The 20,451-nt window shown below is 71.1% G+C and carries 18 protein-coding genes; all 18 read left to right on the top strand.

Going from position 1 to position 20,451, the window contains the following annotated elements; all coding sequences use genetic code 11:
- The first annotated feature begins 8 nt into the window (after positions 1-8).
- The 18 genes from AB3X52_RS07615 to AB3X52_RS07700 all read left to right on the top strand — a co-directional run bounded on the left by AB3X52_RS07615 (position 9) and on the right by AB3X52_RS07700 (position 20,423).
- Positions 9-1,577 (top strand): UDP-N-acetylmuramoyl-L-alanyl-D-glutamate--2,6-diaminopimelate ligase, encoded by a 1,569-nt coding sequence (locus AB3X52_RS07615; protein ID WP_367992902.1) that lies wholly within the window; start codon positions 9-11, stop codon positions 1,575-1,577.
- A 126-nt stretch (positions 1,578-1,703) separates the two neighbouring features.
- Entirely contained in the window at positions 1,704-2,777 is a 1,074-nt protein-coding gene (mraY, locus tag AB3X52_RS07620) for a phospho-N-acetylmuramoyl-pentapeptide-transferase (RefSeq protein ID WP_367992904.1), read from the top strand.
- Positions 2,777-4,237, top strand: coding sequence for a UDP-N-acetylmuramoyl-L-alanine--D-glutamate ligase (gene murD, locus AB3X52_RS07625; RefSeq protein WP_367992906.1), 1,461 nt, complete (start codon positions 2,777-2,779; stop codon positions 4,235-4,237). Before mraY ends, murD begins: the two co-directional genes overlap by 1 nt.
- A gap of 20 nt (positions 4,238-4,257) precedes the next feature.
- Positions 4,258-5,529, top strand: a complete 1,272-nt coding sequence (gene ftsW, locus AB3X52_RS07630; protein WP_367992908.1) for a putative lipid II flippase FtsW — start codon at positions 4,258-4,260, stop codon at positions 5,527-5,529.
- A 21-nt stretch (positions 5,530-5,550) separates the two neighbouring features.
- The gene (murG, locus tag AB3X52_RS07635; RefSeq protein ID WP_367992910.1) at positions 5,551-6,624 is read left to right on the top strand and encodes an undecaprenyldiphospho-muramoylpentapeptide beta-N-acetylglucosaminyltransferase; all 1,074 of its coding nucleotides are present in this window, start codon (positions 5,551-5,553) and stop codon (positions 6,622-6,624) included.
- On the top strand, positions 6,621-8,042 hold the full coding sequence (murC, locus tag AB3X52_RS07640) for a UDP-N-acetylmuramate--L-alanine ligase (protein ID WP_367992912.1): 1,422 nt from the start codon (positions 6,621-6,623) through the stop codon (positions 8,040-8,042). The genes murG and murC overlap by 4 nt, the downstream gene beginning before the upstream one ends.
- Entirely contained in the window at positions 8,035-8,829 is a 795-nt protein-coding gene (locus tag AB3X52_RS07645) for a cell division protein FtsQ/DivIB (RefSeq protein WP_367992914.1), read from the top strand. The genes murC and AB3X52_RS07645 overlap by 8 nt, the downstream gene beginning before the upstream one ends.
- Positions 8,830-9,072: 243 nt before the next feature.
- Positions 9,073-10,305 carry a cell division protein FtsZ gene (gene ftsZ / locus AB3X52_RS07650; protein ID WP_367993022.1) on the top strand — a complete coding sequence of 411 codons (1,233 nt, stop codon included), beginning with the start codon at positions 9,073-9,075 and terminating at the stop codon, positions 10,303-10,305.
- Between the two features lie 8 nt (positions 10,306-10,313).
- The gene (gene pgeF / locus AB3X52_RS07655) at positions 10,314-11,027 is read left to right on the top strand and encodes a peptidoglycan editing factor PgeF (RefSeq protein WP_367992916.1); all 714 of its coding nucleotides are present in this window, start codon (positions 10,314-10,316) and stop codon (positions 11,025-11,027) included.
- Positions 11,024-11,740 carry a YggS family pyridoxal phosphate-dependent enzyme gene (locus tag AB3X52_RS07660; RefSeq protein WP_367992918.1) on the top strand — a complete coding sequence of 239 codons (717 nt, stop codon included), beginning with the start codon at positions 11,024-11,026 and terminating at the stop codon, positions 11,738-11,740. The genes pgeF and AB3X52_RS07660 overlap by 4 nt, the downstream gene beginning before the upstream one ends.
- A gap of 41 nt (positions 11,741-11,781) precedes the next feature.
- Complete coding sequence (locus tag AB3X52_RS07665; RefSeq protein WP_367992920.1) at positions 11,782-12,303, top strand: cell division protein SepF; 522 nt, start codon at positions 11,782-11,784, stop codon at positions 12,301-12,303.
- Between the two features lie 168 nt (positions 12,304-12,471).
- Positions 12,472-13,242, top strand: coding sequence for a DivIVA domain-containing protein (locus AB3X52_RS07670; RefSeq protein ID WP_367992922.1), 771 nt, complete (start codon positions 12,472-12,474; stop codon positions 13,240-13,242).
- Between the two features lie 316 nt (positions 13,243-13,558).
- Complete coding sequence (locus tag AB3X52_RS07675) at positions 13,559-13,987, top strand: TraR/DksA family transcriptional regulator (RefSeq protein WP_367992924.1); 429 nt, start codon at positions 13,559-13,561, stop codon at positions 13,985-13,987.
- Complete coding sequence (gene lspA, locus AB3X52_RS07680; protein WP_367992926.1) at positions 13,960-14,541, top strand: signal peptidase II; 582 nt, start codon at positions 13,960-13,962, stop codon at positions 14,539-14,541. Before AB3X52_RS07675 ends, lspA begins: the two co-directional genes overlap by 28 nt.
- On the top strand, positions 14,538-15,479 hold the full coding sequence (locus AB3X52_RS07685; protein WP_367992928.1) for an RluA family pseudouridine synthase: 942 nt from the start codon (positions 14,538-14,540) through the stop codon (positions 15,477-15,479). Before lspA ends, AB3X52_RS07685 begins: the two co-directional genes overlap by 4 nt.
- Positions 15,480-15,513: 34 nt before the next feature.
- Positions 15,514-15,927 carry a GNAT family N-acetyltransferase gene (locus AB3X52_RS07690; protein WP_367992930.1) on the top strand — a complete coding sequence of 138 codons (414 nt, stop codon included), beginning with the start codon at positions 15,514-15,516 and terminating at the stop codon, positions 15,925-15,927.
- Between the two features lie 348 nt (positions 15,928-16,275).
- Positions 16,276-19,851, top strand: a complete 3,576-nt coding sequence (dnaE, locus tag AB3X52_RS07695) for a DNA polymerase III subunit alpha (protein WP_367992932.1) — start codon at positions 16,276-16,278, stop codon at positions 19,849-19,851.
- Positions 19,836-20,423, top strand: a complete 588-nt coding sequence (locus tag AB3X52_RS07700; protein WP_367992934.1) for a hypothetical protein — start codon at positions 19,836-19,838, stop codon at positions 20,421-20,423. Before dnaE ends, AB3X52_RS07700 begins: the two co-directional genes overlap by 16 nt.
- Positions 20,424-20,451: the final 28 nt, after the last annotated feature.

A 20,451-nucleotide genomic window follows, 5' to 3' on the forward strand; every position in this document is an offset into this window, starting at 1 on the left:
CTGCCCGCGTGACCAGCCCGTACGACGGCCTCGACCGCCCTCACGTCGCGACCCGGCCGCGCCACCCGGTGCCGGTGCGCATCGACGCGCTGACCGCGGCGCTGGGCCCCGCGGTCACCATCCACGAGCCCGCGGGACACGCCGATGCGAGCGGCGCGGTCACGCTGACCGGGGTGTCGCTGAGCTCGCAGCGGGTGCTGCCCGGCGACCTCTATGCGGCCCTGCCCGGCAGCCGGAGCCACGGCATCGCCTTCGTCGCCGGTGCGCTCCAGGACGGCGCCGTGGCGGTGCTCACCGACTCCGACGGCCTGGCTCGGATGGGCGACCCGACCGTCCCGGTCCTGGTCACCGAGCGCCCGCGTGCCCTCCTCGGCGCGGTGGCGCGGCTGGTCTACGGCGACCCGGCCGCGGCCATGCGGATGATCGGTGTGACCGGCACCCAGGGCAAGACGACGTCCACCCGCCTCGCCGAGGGCGCGCTGCTGGAGGCGGGCGTCCGGGCCGCGGTCGTCGGCACGGTCGGGACCCGGATCGCCGGACGCGACGTGAGGACGACGCTGACGACCCCCGAGGCGCCCGACCTGCACGGCCTCTTCGCGCGGATGCGCGAGGAGGACGTCGCCGCCTGCGCGATGGAGGTCTCCAGCCACGCCCTGGTGATGGGGCGCGTCGACGGGGTCGTCTTCGACGTGGCGGTCTTCCTCAACCTCGGCCGGGACCATCTCGACTTCCATCGCGATATCGAGGACTACTACCAGGCCAAGGCGTCGCTCTTCACGCCCGAGCGGGCGCGGCTGGGCCTCGTCAACATCGACGACGAGCACGGCCGGCGGCTCGCCGCCCAGGCGCCGATCCCGGTCCGGACCCTCTCGACCCACGACGCGGCCGCGGACTGGACGGCCACCGACGTCGCACTCGGCCCGGACGGGTCCGACTTCACCCTGCGCGGCCCGGGCGGCGTCGAGCTGCGGGCCCGCTGCCCGCTGCCCGGCGACTACAACGTCGTCAACAGCCTCGCGGCGCTGGCCGCGATCGGGGAGGCAGGACTGCCCGAAGGCACGCTGGAGGCGGCCGCCTCCGCGCTCGGCCGGGGCGCCGGCGTGCCCGGCCGGCTCGAGCGGATCGACGAGGGGCAGGACTTCACCCTCGTCGTCGACTACGCCCACAAGCCGGACGCCGTGGAGGCCGCGCTCCACACCCTGCGGCCGCTGACGCGCGGCCGGGTGATCGCCGTCCTGGGGGCCGGGGGCGACCGTGACGCCGGGAAGCGTCCGATCATGGGCGAGATCGCGGGCCGGCTCGCCGACGTCCTCATCGTCACCGACGACAACCCGCGCAGCGAGGACCCGGCGGCGATCCGCGCCGCCGTCCTCGCCGGAACCACCTCGGCCGCCGCGGAGGTGCTCGAGATCGGCGACCGGCGTGCGGCCATCGTGGAGGCGGTACGCCGGGCGGCGCCGGGCGACATCGTGCTCGTGGCCGGCAAGGGCCACGAGACCGGCCAGGAGGTCGGCGGCGTCGTGCACCCGTTCGACGACCGCGACGTCGCGCGTGAGGCATTGGCCACACGTCGGTGACGGCCGTACGGCGGGGCACCACCAGCTCGCCGGTCGGGTAGGGAAGAATGCCGGAGGCCGGTCCGGGAGCTGTGGGGCCGGTCCTCGGTCGGGACGCACAGCTAGAGACGAGGACACCGGGCTGACATGAGAGCAATCCTGTTGAGCGGCGCCATCAGCCTGCTCCTCTCGTTGCTCGGCACCAGGCTCGCCATCCGGCAGTTCACGAAGTGGGGCTACGGGCAGGAGATCCGCGACGACGGGCCGACCAGTCATCACACCAAGCGCGGGACGCCGACGATGGGCGGAGTGGGGATCATCGTCGCCTCGGTCGTCGGCTACTTCGTCGCCAAGCTGCTGACCGGGTCGACCCCGTCGGCCTCGGCGCTGCTGCTGCTGTTCCTCTTCGTCGGGATGGGCCTGGTCGGCTTCCTCGACGACTTCATCAAGGTCTACAAGCAGCGCAGCCTCGGCCTGCGGAGCAAGGCGAAGATGGTGGGGCAGACCGTGATCGCGGTCGTCTTCGGCGTCCTCGCGCTGCTGCCGGGGCTCAAGGACGCCCGCGGCATCGAGCCGGCCTCCCACGCGATCTCCTTCATCCGCGACCTCGGCTGGACGCTGCCGACGGTCATCGTGCTGGCGCTGATCTGGCTGATGGTCACCGCGACCAGCAACGCCACGAACCTCACCGACGGTCTCGACGGCCTCCTCACCGGCTCGAGCGCGATGGTCTTCGGCGCCTACACGATCGTCAACATCTGGCAGAACAACCAGCGCTGCGGCCGGCCCTCGGTCGAGATCGGCACCTGCTACGACGTCCGCGACCCGCTCGACCTCGCGATCGTCGCGTCGGCGATCACCGGCGCCTGCTTCGGCTTCCTGTGGTGGAACGCGTCGCCGGCGAAGATCTTCATGGGCGACACCGGCTCGCTGGCGCTCGGCTCCGCCCTCGCCGGGCTGGCCGTGCTGTCGCGCACCGAGCTGCTGCTCATCGTCCTCGGCGGCCTCTTCGTCGTCGAGACGCTCTCGGTCATGCTGCAGGTGAGCTTCTTCAAGGTCACCAAAGGCAGACGCATCCTGAGGATGGCGCCCATCCACCACCACTTCGAGATGCTCGGTTGGGAGCAGATCACGGTGGTCATCCGCTTCTGGATCATCACCGGCCTGTGCGTCGCCACCGGCCTCGGCATCTTCTACGCCGAGTGGGTGGCGGGCATCTGATGAGCAGGCGACTCGACAGCCTCGGCCAGAAGGACTCCTGGGAGGGGATCAGGGCCGTCGTCGCGGGCTTCGGCGTGTCCGGCTTCGCCGCGGCCGACAACCTCACCCACCTGGGCGCGTCCGTGACCGCGCTCGACGAGTCGGTCGGCGACGCGGAGCGGCAGGACAAGGCCCAGCTCCTCGAGGTCCTCGGAGCGACCGTGCGGCTGGGGGAGGGCTCGACCGCGACCCTGCCCGAGGGGACCGACCTCGTGGTCACCTCGCCCGGCTGGAAGCCGACGGCCCCGCTGCTCGCCCAGGCTCGGGAACGCGGGATCCCCGTCTGGGGCGAGGTCGAGCTCGCCTGGCGTCTCCGCGACCCCGAGGGCCCGGCGCCCTGGCTCGCCGTGACCGGCACCAACGGCAAGACGACGACCGTGCAGATGCTCGACTCGATCCTGCGCGCCGCCGGCCTGCGCTCGGCCTGCGTCGGAAACGTGGGGCGTCCGATCGTCGAGGCGGTGATGGACCCGGCGCCCTACGACGTCTTCGCGGTCGAGCTCTCCAGCTTCCAGCTGCACTACACCGACTCGATGGCCGCCGAGGCGGCGGCGGTCCTCAACGTCGCCGAGGACCACCTCGACTGGTACGCCGGGCCGACCGGGATGCGTGACTATGCCGCCGACAAGGGCCGCATCTTCGAGCGCGTACGCCGCGCGTGCGTCTACAACGTCGCCGACCCGACCACCGAGGAGCTCGTCCGGGAGGCCGACGTCGAGGAGGGTGCCCGCGCGATCGGCTTCACGCTGGGCATGCCCGGCGTCGGGATGCTCGGACTCGTCGAGGACATCCTCGTCGACCGCGCCTTCATCGAGGAGCGTCAGACGAGCGCGGCGGAGCTGTGCACCGTGCGTGACCTCGCCAGCGACGCACCCCACTACCTGCAGAACGCGCTCGCCGCGGCCGCCCTCGCCCGGGCCCACGGTGTGAGCCAGGCCGCGGTGCGCGACGGCCTCCGCGCGTTCCGCCCGGACGGACACCGCATCGAGGTGGTCGCGACGCAGGACGGCGTCACCTGGGTCGACGACTCCAAGGCCACCAACCCGCACGCCGCCCGCTCCTCGCTGCAGGCCTACGATCCGGTCGTCTGGGTCGCCGGCGGGCTCGCCAAGGGCGCGCGCTTCGACGACCTCGTCGAGGAGGTCCACGGCCGCCTCCGCGGTGTCGTGCTCGTGGGTCGTGACCGCGACGTGATCGCGGACGCTCTCGCGCGACACGCGCCGGATGTCCCCGTCATCACGGTCGGCGACGGCGAGACTGGTGCCGCAGTCATGGAGCAGGCCGTCGAGGCCGCCGCCGGGCTCGCGCAAGGGGGCGACACCGTCCTGCTCGCGCCCGGATGCGCCTCGCAGGACCAGTTCCGCGACTACAAGGCACGCGGTGAGGCCTTCGCCGCCGCCGTACGCCGCAGGAACGCCTAGACGCAGGAGGGCCGCCGCCGATGACCACGGTCGAACCCGACGAGCTCACCGGCGCCCTGGCCCCCGTCGACACTCTCGCTGACGGCGAGACCGCGCGCCGCCCCGGCTGGTTCGCCACCCTCCGGGAGGCGCTCGACCGGCCGCTGGCGGCCTACTACCTGCTGCTCGGCTCCTCGGCGCTGCTGCTCACCATCGGGCTCATCATGGTGCTTTCAGCCTCGAGCGTGTGGTCGTTCACGAAGTACGGCAACTCCTACACGGTGGTCACCCGCCAGCTGATGTGGGTCGCGGTCGGCGTCCCGTGCGCCTTCATCGCGTCCCGGCTCAGCCAGCGCTGGGTGCGCCGGCTGGCCTGGCCGGCGTACGTCCTCTCCTGCGTGCTCCTGTTGGCGACCGTCTTCCTCGGTCACGCCGTCAACGGCAACCAGAACTGGCTCGGCGTCGGCTCCCTCTCGATCCAGCCCTCCGAGATCGCGAAGCTCTCGCTCGTGCTGTGGTCGGCGCACGTCTATGCGCTCAAGGAGCGCCGCCTCGCCTCGCTCCACCACGTGCTGGTGCCGGTCGTGCCGGGCTTCCTCGTGACGATCGGGCTGGTGCTCGCCGGTCGTGATCTCGGCACAGCGCTGGTCTTCTTCGCGCTCATGCTGGGCGCGCTCTGGGCGGTCGGTGCGCCGGGCCGGCTCTTCGGCCTGGCCGCCTCGGTCATCGGCGTCGCGGTCATCTTCCTGATCGGCACCAACCCCGAGCGACTCAAGCGCATCACGAACTTCGTCGACCCGTTCAAGGACTTCCACGACGCCGGCTGGCAGCCCGCCCACGGGCTCTACGCGCTCTCGACAGGCGGCTGGTTCGGCCAGGGCATCGGTGCCTCCCAGCAGAAGTGGGGCGACCTGCCCGAGGCCCACACCGACTTCATCTTCGCCGTGCTCGGCGAGGAGCTCGGGCTGGTCGGCACCCTGCTCGTCATCGCACTCTTCGCCACGCTCGCCTACGCCTGCATCAAGGTCGCGCGCCAGACCACGGACCCGTTCGTCCGGTTCGTCTCGTTCGGGGTCGTCGTCTGGCTCATGGGTCAGATGATGATCAACATCGGCATGGTGCTGGCCCTGCTGCCCGTCATCGGCATCCCGCTCCCGCTGGTGTCGTACGGCGGCTCGGCGCTGCTCCCGTCGCTGGTCGCCCTCGGCCTGGTGCTGGGTTGCGCCCGTCGCGAGCCCGAGGCCGCCGCGGCGCTGGCCCAGCGGAAGAAGACCCGTTCGTCCGGCGTCGGTGCCGGCCGCCCGATCCGGTAGCCCCGGTAGATTCGACGCACGATGAAGGTCCTTCTCGCGGGCGGCGGTACCGCCGGCCACACCTCGCCCCTGCTCGCCACCGCCGACGCGTTGCGCCGGCTCGACGAGTCCACCCCGATCACCTGTCTCGGCACCCCGCGCGGCCTGGAGACGACCGTGGTCCCCGCGGCGGGCTATCCGCTCGAGCTCGTGCCGCCGGTGCCGCTGCCGCGGCGGCTCTCGGGCGAGCTGCTGCGCGTGCCCACCAACCTGCGCGCCGCCGTCAAGGCGACCTACGACGTCTTCGACCGGGTCGAGCCGGACGTCGTCGTCGGCTACGGCGGGTACGTCTCCATGCCCGCCTACCTCGCCGCCCGGCGGCGCAGGATCCCGGTCGTCGTCCACGAGCAGAACGCTCTGCCCGGGCTGGCCAACAAGGTCGGCGCGCGCATCGCCCGACGCGTCGGCGTCAGCTTCCCCGACACCCGGCTGCCGAAGGCGGAGTACGTCGGCCTCCCGATCCGCCGGATGATCTCGACGCTCGACCGGACGGCGCTGCGTGCGCAGGCGCGCGCCTTCTTCGGGCTCGACCCCGACCGCCCGACGCTGGTCGTGACCGGGGGCTCACAGGGAGCCCGCCGCCTCAACGAGGCCGTCCTCGGCGCGGCTGCGGCGCTCGCGGACGCCGGCGTGCAGGTCCTCCACGTCGTCGGGCCGAAGAACGAGGTGACCGCTCCCGGGACGGCGGTGCCCTACGTGGTGCTGAACTACGTCGACCGGATGGACTACGCGCTCGCCGCGGCCGACCTCATGATCGGTCGCTCCGGGGCCTCCAGCGTCACCGAGGCGGCCGCCGTCGGCGTGCCCGCGATCTTCGTGCCGCTGCCGATCGGCAACGGTGAGCAGGCGCTCAACGCCAAGCCCGTCGTCGAGGCCGGGGGAGCGCTCCTCGTGCCGGACGCCGAGCTGACCGCCGCCTGGGTGACGGCCCACGTGCCCGCCCTCGCGACCGATCCGGCGCGGCTCGCCGCGATGTCGACCGCCGCGAGCGCCCTCATCCCGCGCGACGCCGACGACCAGCTGGCCCGGATCATCGCCGAGGTGGCAGCCCCGTGAGGATCCCCGTCCCCGAGACGATCCTGCCCGCCGAGCAGCTCGGCCGGGTCCACTTCGTCGGCATCGGCGGCGCAGGCCTCTCGGCCATCGCCCGGATCATGCTGGCCCGCGGCATCGTGGTCTCGGGCAGCGACGGCGTCGACAGCCCCACGCTCGACCGGCTCCGCGAGGCGGGCGCGACCGTCCACGTCGGCCACGCGGCGGAGCACGTCCGCGGGGCCGACACGCTCGTGGTCTCCACGGCCGTGCGCGAGGACAACCCTGAGTACGTCGAGGCCGTCCGCCTCGGGCTGCGGATCTACCCGCGCTCCGCGGGGCTCGCCTCGGTGATGGCGGGCCGCCGAGTGCTCGCCGTCGCCGGCACCCACGGCAAGACCACGACGACCTCCCTGCTGACCGTCGCGCTCCAGGCAGCGGGGGCCGACCCGACGTACGCCGTCGGCGGCGAGCTCGCCGCGAGCGGCACCAACGCCGCCGAGGGCGGCTCCGACCTCTTCGTCGCCGAGGCCGACGAGAGCGACGGCGCGTTCCTGGTCTACAAGCCGCACGTCGCCGTGGTCACCAACGTCGAGGCCGACCACCTCGACCAGTGGGGTGACGAGGAGTCCTACCGCAACGGGTTCGCCCAGTTCGTCGGCCGGCTCGACCCCGACGGCCTGCTGGTCGCGGTCGTCGACGACCCGGGCGCCGCCGACCTCCGCTACGTCGCCTCGTCGCTGGGGCGCCGCTTCGTCGGGGTGGGGGAGTCCGAGCTCGCCGACGTACGCGCCGTCGACGTGGTCCTGAAGGGCACCACGTCGTCGTTCACCGTGGTCGACCGCGGCGGCGTCGAGCTCGGCCGGGTCATGCTCCAGATCCCCGGCCGCCACTACGTCGCCGACGCTCTCGCCGCGCTGACCGTGGGGCTCCGGCTGGGCTACTCCTTCGAGTTGCTCAAGGCCGGCCTGGAGAGCTTCACCGGCACGCGTCGGCGGATGGAGCGCAAGGGCGACGCCGGCGGCGTCCGCGTCTACGACTCCTACGCACACCACCCCGCGGAGATCGCCGGCGACCTGGTCGCGGCCCGCTCCGTCGCGGGGGAGGGGCGCCTCATCGTCGCCTTCCAACCCCATCTGGTCTCCCGGACCCGCATCTTCGGCGAGGACATGGGGCGTGCGCTGGGAGCGGCCGACGAGGTCGTCGTCCTCGACGTCTACCTCGCGAGGGAGGACCCGGACCCGGAGGTCACCGGCCGGCTCGTCGCCGACGCCGTGCCGCTGCCCGCGGATCGGGTCGCGTTCGTGCCCGGCCTCGAGGAGGCCGCGGCCGAGCTGGTCCGCCGCGCCCGGCCCGGCGACCTCGTCGTCACGCTCGGTGCCGGCAACGTCACCGAGGTCGCGCCCCGCGTGCTCGCGCTGCTCGAGGGTCAGGATGCGTAGGCTCCGGCGCGCGGAGCCGGCGGCGGTCTCCGACACCGCCGAGGTCGACGCGGCCACGCTGCGGAGCCGACGGCGTTTCGCCCGGCGGCAGTGGCGCCGTCGCTTCCTGGCCTGGAAGTGGGTCATCGTCCTGCTGCTGGTCATCGTGTTGCTGTGCGTCGCCATCTGGGCGGCGTACTTCTCCCGCTGGCTCCAGGTGAAGGGCGCCGACATCGAGGGCGATCACGCGATGGCGACGCCGACGCTGGTCGAGAAGTTCGCCGACGTTCCGGTCGGTGACCCGCTCATCACCGCCGACCTCGCGGGCGTCCGGCTGCGGATCCTGGCGAACCTCCCGGTGGTGAAGTCCGTCGACGTGTCCCGCGAATGGCCCGACCGGATCCTCATCAAGATCACCGAGCGGAAGCCGGTGGCCGTCGTCTCGATCGGCGGGCGGCTGCGTGCGCTCGACGACACCGGCGCCGTCTTCTGGCACTATGCCAAGGCGCCGGCGGGCCTGCCGCGCGTGACGAGCTCGGCCGGCACGGACAGCGAGGCGCTCAGCGAGGCCGCCAAGGTCGCGGCCGCGCTCCCGGCCGATCTCGCGCGCCGCGTCGACCACGTCGCCGTCGCGACGGTCGACGACATCTCCCTCTCGCTCCGCGACGGCCGCACCGTCGTCTGGGGCGGCGCCGCCGACTCCACCACGAAGGCGAAGGTGCTCGTGGCGGTGCTGAAGTCGAACCCCGACGCCGGGAAGTACGACGTCTCCGTGCCCGGCCAGCCGGTCGTCTCGCCCGGGCGGTAGGCGGGAGCAGGCCCGGGAGCGGCGATTTCCCCGGCCGGCCGGGGAGACCCGACGCGGCGTGATCCGATCGATCTGCGATCCGACCCGCGTGTCGCCACGATCGACGGCGTACCTCTGCCTAGTGTTTCTGACACGGCGAGGTTGACATAACTATAACCCTCAGGCTGAGGGTCAGGGTTGAGGGACACGCCGGCAGACGTCAAGCAAGAGCAACACCAGCGCAACAGGAGCGAAGGGGCGACCATCGTGGGAGCTGCACAGAACTACCTGGCGATCATCAAGGTCGTCGGCATCGGTGGCGGCGGGGTCAACGCCGTCAACCGGATGATCGAGGTCGGCCTCAAGGGGGTCGAGTTCATCGCGATCAACACCGACGCCCAGGCGCTGTTGATGAGCGACGCCGACGTCAAGCTCGACATCGGCCGCGAGCTGACCCGCGGTCTCGGTGCCGGCGCCAACCCGGATGTCGGCGAGAAGGCGGCGGAGGACCACGCGGACGAGATCGAGGAGGTCCTCAAGGGGGCCGACATGGTCTTCGTGACCGCCGGCGAGGGCGGCGGCACCGGCACCGGCGGCGCGCCGGTCGTTGCGCGCATCGCCCGCAGCCTCGGCGCCCTGACGATCGGTGTCGTCACCCGGCCGTTCGCCTTCGAGGGCCGCCGGCGCGCCAACTCCGCCGAGGAGGGCATCGCCCGGCTGCGCGAGGAGGTCGACACCCTCATCGTCATCCCGAACGACCGACTGCTCTCGATCAGCGACCGCAACGTCTCGGTGATGGACGCCTTCCGCCAGGCCGACCAGGTGCTCCTCCAGGGTGTCTCGGGCATCACCGACCTGATCACCACCCCCGGCCTGATCAACCTCGACTTCGCGGACGTGAAGTCGGTCATGTCCAACGCCGGTTCGGCCCTGATGGGCATCGGCTCGGCCCGCGGCGACAACCGCTCGGTCGAGGCCGCCGAGATGGCCGTCAGCAGCCCGCTGCTCGAGGCCAGCATCGACGGCGCCCACGGCGTGCTGCTCTCCATCGCCGGTGGCTCCGACCTCGGTCTCTTCGAGATCAACGAGGCGGCGGCGCTCGTCGCGGACGCGGTCCACCCAGAGGCCAACATCATCTTCGGTGCGACCATCGACGACGCGCTCGGCGACGAGGTCCGGGTGACCGTCATCGCCGCCGGCTTCGACGGTGGCATGCCGAAGCGCCGCGAGGGCGAGAGCGTGCTCGGTCAGCCGGCACGCCAGAGTCGTCCCCAGCAGTCGCAGGAGGAGACCCGCGCCGCCGTCGCGGCGGTCGCGAGCCGTCGTACCGAGGACACCGCGCAGACCGCCCGCCCGGCCGCTCCCCGCCAGGCGCCCGCCGCTCCGCCGGCCCCGCCCACCGAGCCTGCACCGGCCCAGCAGCAGCCCGTGCGCAAGCCCGCGCCGTCCGTCGACTTCAGCGACGACGACCTCGACGTGCCGGACTTCTTGAAGTAAGGCCTCGGTTGTACTCCTTCCGCACCTCGCTCGGCCCCGTCGACCTGGCCTTCACGGACAGGTACGGCGGGGTCAGCGCTGCGCCCTTCGACGAGCTCAACCTCGCGGTGAGCGGCCCTGACTCCCTCGAGGCGAAGGCCGAGAACCACCGACGGCTGCTCAGCGACTTCGCTCCGGGCGTGCCGTACGCCGATCTCTACCAGGTTCACGGACGCGACGTCGCCCTCGCTCGACCGGGCGAGCGGCCGCACGCCGACGGCATCGTCACCACCGACCGTGACGTCGTCCTGCTGGTGCGCATGGCCGACTGCGTGCCGGTGCTGCTCGCCGATCCCGACGCCGGGGTGATCGGGGCGGTGCACGCCGGTCGGCGAGGCATGGCGGCGGGCGTGGTGCCGGCGACGCTCGCGCGGATGCGGGAGCTCGGCGCCGGATCGCTCACCGCCTGGCTCGGCCCGTCGGTGTGTGGCAAGTGCTACGAGGTCCCGTCCGCGCTGCAGGAGGAGGTCGCCGCGATCGAGCCGGCGAGCCGGGCGACCACCAGCTGGGGGACCCCGAGCCTCGACGTCGCCGCCGGTGTCCGCGCGCAGCTCGACCGTGAGGGTGTCTCGACACTCGACGCGGGCCGGTGCACGCGGGAGTCGCCCGACCTGTACTCCTACCGCCGCGACGGGGCCGGCATGTCGCTCGGTGCCGTGATCCGGTTGCGAGGTGCGGCATGACCACCCGGGCGGAGGAGATCGAGGCCGGGCTGACGACGGTCCGGCATCGCATCGCGGTGGCCGCGGAGAAGGCGGGCCGCGACCCCGGCGAGGTGGGTCTGGTCGTCGTCACGAAGTACTTTCCGGCCTCCGACGTCCAGATCCTCGCCGACCTCGGCGTGACCGACGTCGGGGAGAACCGTCACCAGGAGGCGGAGGCGAAGGCCGCCGAGCTGCGCCGGACTCGCGGGCCGGATCAGCCGTTGCGCTGGCACTTCATCGGCGGCCTGCAGAGCAACAAGGCGGCGGCCGTGGCCGCCTACGCCGACGTGGTGGAGTCCGTCGACCGGGTCAAGCTCGTCAGCGGCCTGCAGCGCGGTGCCCGCCAGCGCGACCACCCCGTCGACGTACTCCTGCAGGTGAGCCTCGACCCGCCGGACCACCCGGGCCGCTCGGGCGCTGCGCCTGCTGATCTCGCGGCGCTCGCGGAGGCGGTCACCGCCGCGGAAGAGCTTCGGCTCTGCGGCCTGATGGCCGTGGCGCCGCTGGGGGAGGACCCCGCCGAGGCCTTCGCCCGGCTGGCGGCGATCCGGCGGGAGTTCACCGCGCAATACCCCCATGCGACCCGGCTCTCGGCCGGGATGAGTGGGGACCTGGAGCAGGCGATCGCCGTGGGGGCGACACATGTGCGTGTCGGCTCGGCGGTCCTCGGTTCGAGGCCCACTCTCAAGTAATGTCCCAGGCAGTTCCACCACAGGCGGAAGAGAGATAACCAATGAGCGGTGCGATGCGCAGGATCGGTGAGTACCTCGGCCTGCTCGAGGACACCGGCCGGTACGACGAGGAGCTCGGCTCCTACGACGGCGACGACGACCACACCCGCGTGCAGGAGGGCGCTCCCGCACGTCCCGCCGCCCGCGCACCGCGTGAGGTCCGCGAGGTCAGGGAGTCGCGCCCCGCGCCGGTGGCCGACATCGCCGAGCGGCGCCGGCCGACGGTCGTGCCGTCGGTCGCCGAGCTCTCCAGGATCGTCACGCTCCACCCGACGACCTACAACGAGGCGCGCCAGGTGGGCGAGAACTACCGTGACGGCACCCCGGTGATCATGAACCTCTCCGAGATGGAGGACGCGGACGCCAAGCGCCTCGTCGACTTCGCCGCCGGGCTGATCTTCGCCACGCGTGGTGACATCGAGCGCATCACCAACAAGGTGTTCCTTCTCTCACCGCCCAACGTGACGGTGGCCGCGGAGGACAAGCGCCGCATCGCCGAGGGCGGGTTCTTCAACCAGAGCTGAGGCCGCGCCGCGCGTCACCGGCGCGCCACGGTGCCCGGGAGCGCGACCGCGATGGTCGCGGAACTCGGCTGTGCTGGCAGGCGCTAGAGTTTCGACAGCACCATCCGTGCCGCTTCCTCAGGACACGGCACACCGACGTACACAACCGAGCAATGAATGGGTGAGGTCATGCCGCTGACGCCAGAGGACGTGAGCAACAAGCGCTTTACTCCCGTCCGGCTCCGCGAGGGCTACGACATGGGCGAGGTGGACCAGTTCCTCGACGAGGTCGAGGCCGAGCTGGCGCGTCTCACCAAGGAGAACGACGACCTCCGGTCCAAGCTGGCGGCGGCCCAGTCCGGCGGCTCCTCGTTCGCTCCGGCCCCGGAGACCAAGCCTGCGCCGCAGCCGACGCCGGCCGCGCCCGAGCCGGTGGCGGCGCCTGCGGCGGCCGCCGCGACCCCGGCTCCGACCAGCGGGATCGAGACGATCCGCGTCGAGACCGTGCCGGAGGCGTCCAACGCCGCGGCCCGTCTCCTCGAGCTTGCGACGCGCAACCACGACGAGCTCATCAACACCGCGAAGAACGACGCCGACAAGATCGTCGGCGAGGCGCGCACGAAGGCCGAGCGGCTCGAGAGCGAGTCGAAGGAGAAGGCCGACCGCATGGAGGCCGATGCCCGGACCCGCGCCCAGATGCTCGACTCCGAGACCGCCGAGCGGCGTCAGCAGCTCTTCGGCGACCTCGAGCGCGAGAAGGACAAGCTCACGACCGAGGTGGAGAACCTCCGCTCCTTCGAGCGGGAGTACCGCTCGCGGCTCAAGAGCTACTTCACCCAGCAGCTCGAGGCGCTCAACAACTCGGCTACCGAGACGCAGTCGCCCAACGCGTCGTCCTCGGACGACGTCGCCCCGGCGCCGAAGCGGCTCCGCTCCATCCTCGGCGAGGAAGAGGGCTGACAGCCACCCCTGCTCACACGCGCCGGCCGCTCCCGCACGGGACCGGCCGGCGCGTTGGTTGAGTGGCGTTCCGCCAGCGGTTACCCTCCCCGCACGCTGTCTTGCGTATCGGGGCGCGACAGCCACGGCAGGAGGGAGGGATCGCATGGTCCCCGCACACCGTTCCGCGGAAGGGAACAAGTCCGAGCGCGACGAGGTTGGGTCCGCCGTGGCGGTCCCCGCCGCCCGTAGGTCGGGCTCGTCCCGCAGCACCACCCGCAGGTCAACCACCAGCGCGACGGCCCGTCGGGCCGCGACGACGAAGAAAGCGAGTGCCGTGGTCAAGAAGGCGACCACCGGGGTGATCTCTCCCGAGTCCCTCAAGGTGAAGGACGGGGAGGACCCCTGGACCCAGGAGGAGCTCGACGAGGTCATCGCCGAGCTCAACGAGGCGAGGACCCACAGCCTCGAGGTGCTCGCCGCCCAGGAGGCGGAGCTGTCCGGGCTCATGCGTGACTCAGGTGACGGTGCCGGCCAGGACCAGGCCGACATGGGGGCGACCAGCTTCGAGCGTGACCACGAACTGACCGTGGTCAACAGCGAGCGCGACAAGCTGGCGCAGATCGAGCGTGCCTTCGCCTACCTCACGGACGGCACGTACGGCATCTGCGAGTCCTGCGGTGAGCCGATCGGGAAGATGCGGCTCATGGCGTTCCCGCGTGCCACACTGTGCATGACATGCAAGCAGCGCGAGGAACGTCGCTGAGCGACGCGGACGAGACCCAGACCAAGGCTTCGACCACCGTACGACGACCGGTCGTCCGCGCGATCTTCGTGGCGGTCGCGGTCGTTCTCCTGGCGATCGACCAGGTGACCAAGGTGGCGGCGGTGGCGGGCCTGACCCCCGGCCGGCCCCACCAGCTCGTCGGGTCCCTGCTGCGGCTGAACCTCACCCGCAACCCGGGCGCGGCGTTCAGCACGGGCACGTCCCACACTGCCGTGTTCACGGCGCTCGCGATCGCCGCCGCGATCGTGACCGTGTGGTTCGCGTTCCGTGCCGGAAGCCGCGCCTGGGCGGTGGCGCTCGGCTTCCTCTTCGCCGGCGTCGTCGGCAACCTCGTCGACCGGGTCGCCCGCGCACCGCGTGCGTTCCACGGCTTCGTGGTGGACTTCCTCGAGCTGCCGCACTGGCCGATCTTCAACGTCGCCGACATCTGCATCACCGTCGCTGCGGTGCTCATCCTCGTGCTGGCCTATCGAGGGGTCCGGCTCAGCGGCCTGCCGGTGGACCCCCGACCGGACGCGGAGGACGAGCAGTGAGCTTCGGTCACACCGACCATCGCACGCTGTTGGTGCCGGAGGGACTGGAGGGGGAGCGGGTCGACGCTGCCATCGCGCGGCTGTTCGGGCTCTCCCGCACCCGCGCGGCCGAGCTCATCGCCGACGGCCAGGTGCTCGTCGACAGCGCGGCGGTCGCGAAGAGCGACCGGGTCGTGGCCGGGTCGATGCTCGACGTGACGATCCCGGCGATGGTCGACCCTCTCGAGGTCGTGCCGGAGATCGTGGAGGGGATCAAGATCATCCACGACGATGACGCGATCGTGGTGATCGACAAGCCCGTGGGTGTGGCGGTCCACCCGTCGCCGGGCTGGACCGGCCCGACGGTCGTCGGCCACCTGGTCGGTGCCGGCTTCCGGATCTCGACGAGCGGCGCGAGCGAGCGGCAGGGCATCGTCCAACGGCTCGACGTCGGCACGTCGGGCGTCATGGTGATCGCGAAGTCGGAGCATGCCTACAGCGTGCTCAAGAACGCCTTCCGGCACCGCACGGTCGACAAGACCTATCACGCGCTCGTCCAGGGTCATCCGGACCCGCTCGAGGGGACGGTGGACGCGCCGATCGGCCGCCATCCGAAGTACGACTACAAGTTCGCCGTCATGGCCGACGGGCGCCACTCGGTGACGCACTACGAGACGCTCGAGGCCCACCGGTTCGCCAGCCTCCTCCAGATCCACCTCGAGACCGGCCGGACCCATCAGATCCGGGTCCACATGAGCGCACTCAAGCATCCCTGCGTCGGCGATCTGACGTACGGCGCCGACCCGGCGCTCGCGAAGAGGGTCGGTCTCCAGCGGCAGTGGCTCCACGCCGTACGCCTCGGTTTCGAGCATCCCGAGTCGGGCGACCAGGTCGTCTACGAGTCGACGTACCCCGCCGATCTGCAACATGCGCTCGACGTCATCCGCGACAGTCATTAGGCCCGCGGAGCCGGCGGACGCCGACGAGGTCGCGATGGTCTACACCGCCGCCCGCGTGGCGGCGGTGCCGTTCATGCCCGTGTCCATCCACACGAGCGAGGAGGACCACCGCCACTTCGCGGAGGTGCTGGCCGACGGTGACCGCGAGACGTGGGTCGCCGAGGTCGACGGGACGGTGGTCGCGTTCGTGGTTCTCACGCCGACGTGGGTCAACGACCTCTTCGTCCATCCCGACCAGCAGCGGGCCGGGCTGGGCAGCGCGCTGCTCGCCGTGGTCAAGTCGCTTTGTCCTGACGGCTTCGGGCTGTGGGTCTTCGAGTCCAACACCCCGGCACGGGCGTTCTACGCGCGCCACGGTCTCGTGGAGATGGAGCGGACCGACGGCGCCGACAACGAGGAGCGAGCGCCCGACATCCGGATGGAATGGCGTCCTGTCGCAGCGGCATGACGGTGGTGGCCCGACGGCCGAGTGCCCCGGTCCGCGGCGCTCGGGTTTCCGCGGGACCGGGGCACGTCAGGGGAGGCGGAGGGAGCACTCGGCCTCGCCTTGACGGTACGTCCCGCGGACCCCGATCCGGCGGCCTCGGCGGCAACTTTCAGCCAACTCACAGCCTTCCTATGGGCTGCGCTGGGGTGCGCTGAGCGGAAAGCTGTCGGTGCTCGGTGACACGCTGCCCGGGTGGCTGTCGGCGGGTGCCGAACCGGTAGGCTGAGGCCCTTCCCCCAGGACGCTCGTCACGGCCCGTGACAGACCCTGTTGCATGCCCCGAACGACCTCGAGGAGGCTTCCGCACCCATGTCGGCCGGATCGAAGGACTCGTTCGTCCACCTGCACGTCCACACGGAGTACTCCATGCTGGACGGCGCCTCGCTCCTGGACGGACTCTTCCGGCGTACGAGCGAGCTCGAGATGCCGGCGATCGCGATGACCGACCACGGCAACATGCACGGTGCCTACGACTTCTGGAAGAAGGCGAAGGGGCACGGGGTCAAGCCGATCATCGGCATCGAGGCCTACCTCACCCCGGGCACCCCGCGTGGTGAGCGCAAGCGCGTCCGGTGGGGCAAGGGCGACCAGTCCGAGGAGGGCGGCGACGACGTCTCGGGCGGTGGCGCCTACACCCACATGACCATGTGGGCGGAGTCCACCGAGGGGATGCACAACCTCTTCCGGCTCTCCTCGAAGGCGGCTCTGGAGGGCTATTTCTACAAGCCCCGGATGGACCGCGAGCTCCTCGAGCAGTACGCCAAGGGCATCATCGTCTCGACCGGCTGCCCGAGCGGCGCGATCCAGACCAGGCTCCGGCTGGGTCAGTGGGACGAGGCGGTCAAGGAGGCCGGCGAGCTGCAGGACATCTTCGGGAAGGACAACGTCTTCCTGGAGCTGATGGACCACGGCATCTCCATCGAGAAGCGGGTCCGTGACGACCTGCTCAGACTCGGCCGCGAGATGGGCATCAAGCCGATCGCGACCAACGACTCCCACTACACCAGCCCCGAGGACGCCGGCGCCCAGGAGGCGCTGCTGTGCGTCAACTCCGGCAGCCGGCTGTCCGAGCCGCCCTACAGCAAGGGCGGCAAGCGGTTCGCGTTCGAGGGCACGGGCTACTACATCAAGTCGGCCGCGGAGATGCGGGAGCTCTGGGGGTCGCAGGACCTCATGGAGGCCTGTGACAACACCTTGCTGATCGCCGAGCGGTGCGACGTCGAGTTCACCGAGTCCACCGGCGGCTACATGGCGCGCGCGGAGATCCCCGCGGGGGAGACCGAGGAGTCGTGGCTGCGCCAGGAGGTCTGGCGTGGCATCGAGATGCGCTACCCCGGCGACAAGCTGACCCAGGAGGTCAAGGAGCGCACCGAGTTCGAGCTCGCGATCATCGCGCAGAAGGGATACTGCGGCTACTTCCTCGTGGTCGCCGACTTCATCCAGTGGTCGAAGGACAACGGCATCCGGGTGGGGCCGGGGCGCGGATCGGGTGCGGGCTCCATCGCCGCGTACGCGCTGCGGATCACCGACCTCGACCCGCTCGAGCACGGCCTCTTCTTCGAGCGCTTCCTCAACCCCGAGCGTCCCTCGATGCCCGACTTCGACATCGACTTCGACGACCACCGTCGTGGCGAGACGATCAAGTACGTCACCGAGAAGTACGGCGCCGACAAGGTCGCCCAGATCGCGACCTTCGGCCGGATCAAGGCGAAGCAGGCGATCAAGGACGCGGCGCGCATCCTCGACCACGGCTTCGCGATCGGCGACCGGATCACCAAGGCGCTGCCGGCCGACGTCATGGGCAAGGGCGTGCCGCTCAAGGAGCTCTTCAACCCCGAGCACAAGCGGTACGGCGAGGGCGGTGACTTCCGCAGCCTGCACGACTCCGACCCCGAGGTGCGACGGATCTACGAGGTCGCCCTGGGCCTCGAGGGACAGATCCGCCAGACCGGGGTCCACGCGGCCGGCGTGATCATGGCGAGCGAGCCGCTGCTCGACATCGTGCCGCTGATGGACCCGAAGCAGGACGGCTCGGTCATCACCCAGTTCGAGTACCCCACCTGCGAGTCGCTCGGCCTGGTCAAGATGGACTTCCTGGGTCTGTCCAACCTCCACACCCTCGACGACGCCGTCAAGAACATCGAGATGAACCGCGGCGAGAAGGTCGTCCTCGAGGACCTCCCGTTCGACGACAAGGCGACCTACGAGTTGATGGGCCGCGGCGACACGCTCGGCGTCTTCCAGCTCGATGGTGGCGGCATGCGCGCGCTGCTCCGCTCGATGCAACCGGACCAGTTCGCCGACATCACTGCGGTCTCAGCCCTCTATCGACCCGGCCCGATGGGGGCCGACTCCCACAACAAGTACGCCCGCCGCAAGAACGGCCGGGAGGCGATCGAGCCGATCCACCCGGCGCTCGCCGAGGCGCTGGAGCCTGTGCTGGGCGAGACCTACGGCCTGATCGTCTATCAGGAGCAGGTCATGGCGATCGCCCAGGTGCTCGCCGGCTTCACGCTCGGCGCCGCAGACAACCTGCGCCGCGCGATGGGCAAGAAGAAGAAGGAGGAGCTGGACAAGCAGTACGCCGGCTTCCAGGCGGGCATGCTCGAGCGCGGCTATCCGCAGGACGCGATCGACACCCTGTGGGCCATCCTGCTGCCCTTCTCCGACTACGCCTTCAACAAGTCGCACTCCGCGGCGTACGGCGTGGTCACCTACTGGACCGCCTACCTCAAGGCGAACTACCCGACTGAATACATGGCAGCCCTCCTGACGTCGGCGAAGACCGACAAGGACAAGATGGCGATCTACCTCAACGAGTGCCGTCGGATGAAGATCGCCGTCCTGCCACCCGACGTCAACGAGTCCTCGCACGACTTCACCGCGGTCGGCAACGACATCCGCTTCGGTCTGACCGCCGTCCGCAACGTCGGGAGCAACGTCGTCGACGGCATCGTGACGGCGCGCGAGGAGAAGGGCCGCTACGCGGACTTCAACGACTTCCTCGCGAAGGTGCCCGACCGGGTCTGCAACAAGCGGGTGGTCGAGTCGCTCATCAAGGCGGGCGCGTTCGACGACCTGAAGCACCGGCGCCGCGCGCTCGTCGCGGTGCACGAGACCGCGATCGAGCAGTACATCGACATCAAGCGCAACGAGGCGATCGGCCAGGATTCGCTCTTCGGCGGGCTCGACGACGACTCCGGGAGCGGCTTCGGGGTCTCGGTGACGATCCCCGACATCGACGAGTGGGACAAGATGACCCTGCTCGGCCACGAGCGCGAGATGCTGGGCCTCTATGTCTCGGACCACCCGCTCCTCGGCCTGGAGCACGTGCTGTCCAACGGCACCGACGCCACGATCGGCCAGCTGCTGCTCGACGAGGACCGGCCGCACAACTCGACGGTGACCATCTGCGGGCTCATCACGGCGGTCAACCGCAAGATCACGAAGAAGGGCGACGCCTGGGCGACGGTCACGCTCGAGGACCTCGACGGTGCGATCGAGGTGCTGCTCTTCCCCAGCTCCTACCAGCTCGCGGCGCCCCACCTCGTCCAGGACGCGATCGTCAGGGTGAAGGGCCAGCTCTCCCGCGACAAGGAGCAGCCCGAGATCCGCGGTCAGGAGGTCACGGTCCCCGACCTCTCCGACGGGCCCAGCGGACCGGTCGTGATCAGTCTGCCCTCGACCCGGTGCACGCCGCCGGTCGTCTCCTCGCTGCGTGATGTGCTCAGCACCCACCCGGGGATGACCGAGGTGCGGCTACGTTTGCTGACGCGGGAGTCCACGCGGGTCATGAAGCTCGACGACCGGCTCCGGGTGACCCCGACGCCCGCGCTCTTCGCCGATCTCAAGCAGCTTCTGGGACCTGGATGTCTGACCAACTGACCACACCGACCACGCCACCTCTCGAGGCGGCGGGGTCGCCGCCGTCCCGACAGGTCCGCGTGGCGGTGCTGCAGGCGGTCGCCACCGTCGTCCTCGGCGCCGTGGTCGGCGTCGTCGGCGGCTGGCTGGTCGAGCGGCTCTGGAGCCCGGCGGCGACGGGCATGGTCGTCGACCACCGGTGGTATCGCGGCGTCGTCTCGCTCGATCCGCCCCTCGTCGCGCAGAACGCCGACCAGCGTGTCTTCGCGGGCATCGGCTGGTTCGTCGTGGTGACGGTCGTCGGCGGCCTGGTCGTGGGGCTGGTGTCGGCGCTGTTCCTGGCCCGACGGGAACTGGTGACGCTCGTCGCGGTCACGGTGGCGACCGTCGGCGCCGGGTTCGTGACCTATGCCGTGGCGACGGCGCTCGCTCCGCCGGACCCGGCCCGGGCGGCCGCCACCGCGCGCAACGGCACGGTCCTCTCCGACACGCTTCATCTCGGCTCCCACTGGGTCGTCCTGGCCTGCCCTGCCGGCGGCCTCGCCGCGCTCGCGGCGGTGTTCTTGATGCTGTACTCCCGCCCGCGGGGGTAGGCTCCGCGGCACAACCAGATGGGGGAGT

The organism is Nocardioides eburneus, from assembly GCF_040838215.1.
GTDB classification, from domain to species: domain Bacteria; phylum Actinomycetota; class Actinomycetes; order Propionibacteriales; family Nocardioidaceae; genus Nocardioides; species Nocardioides eburneus.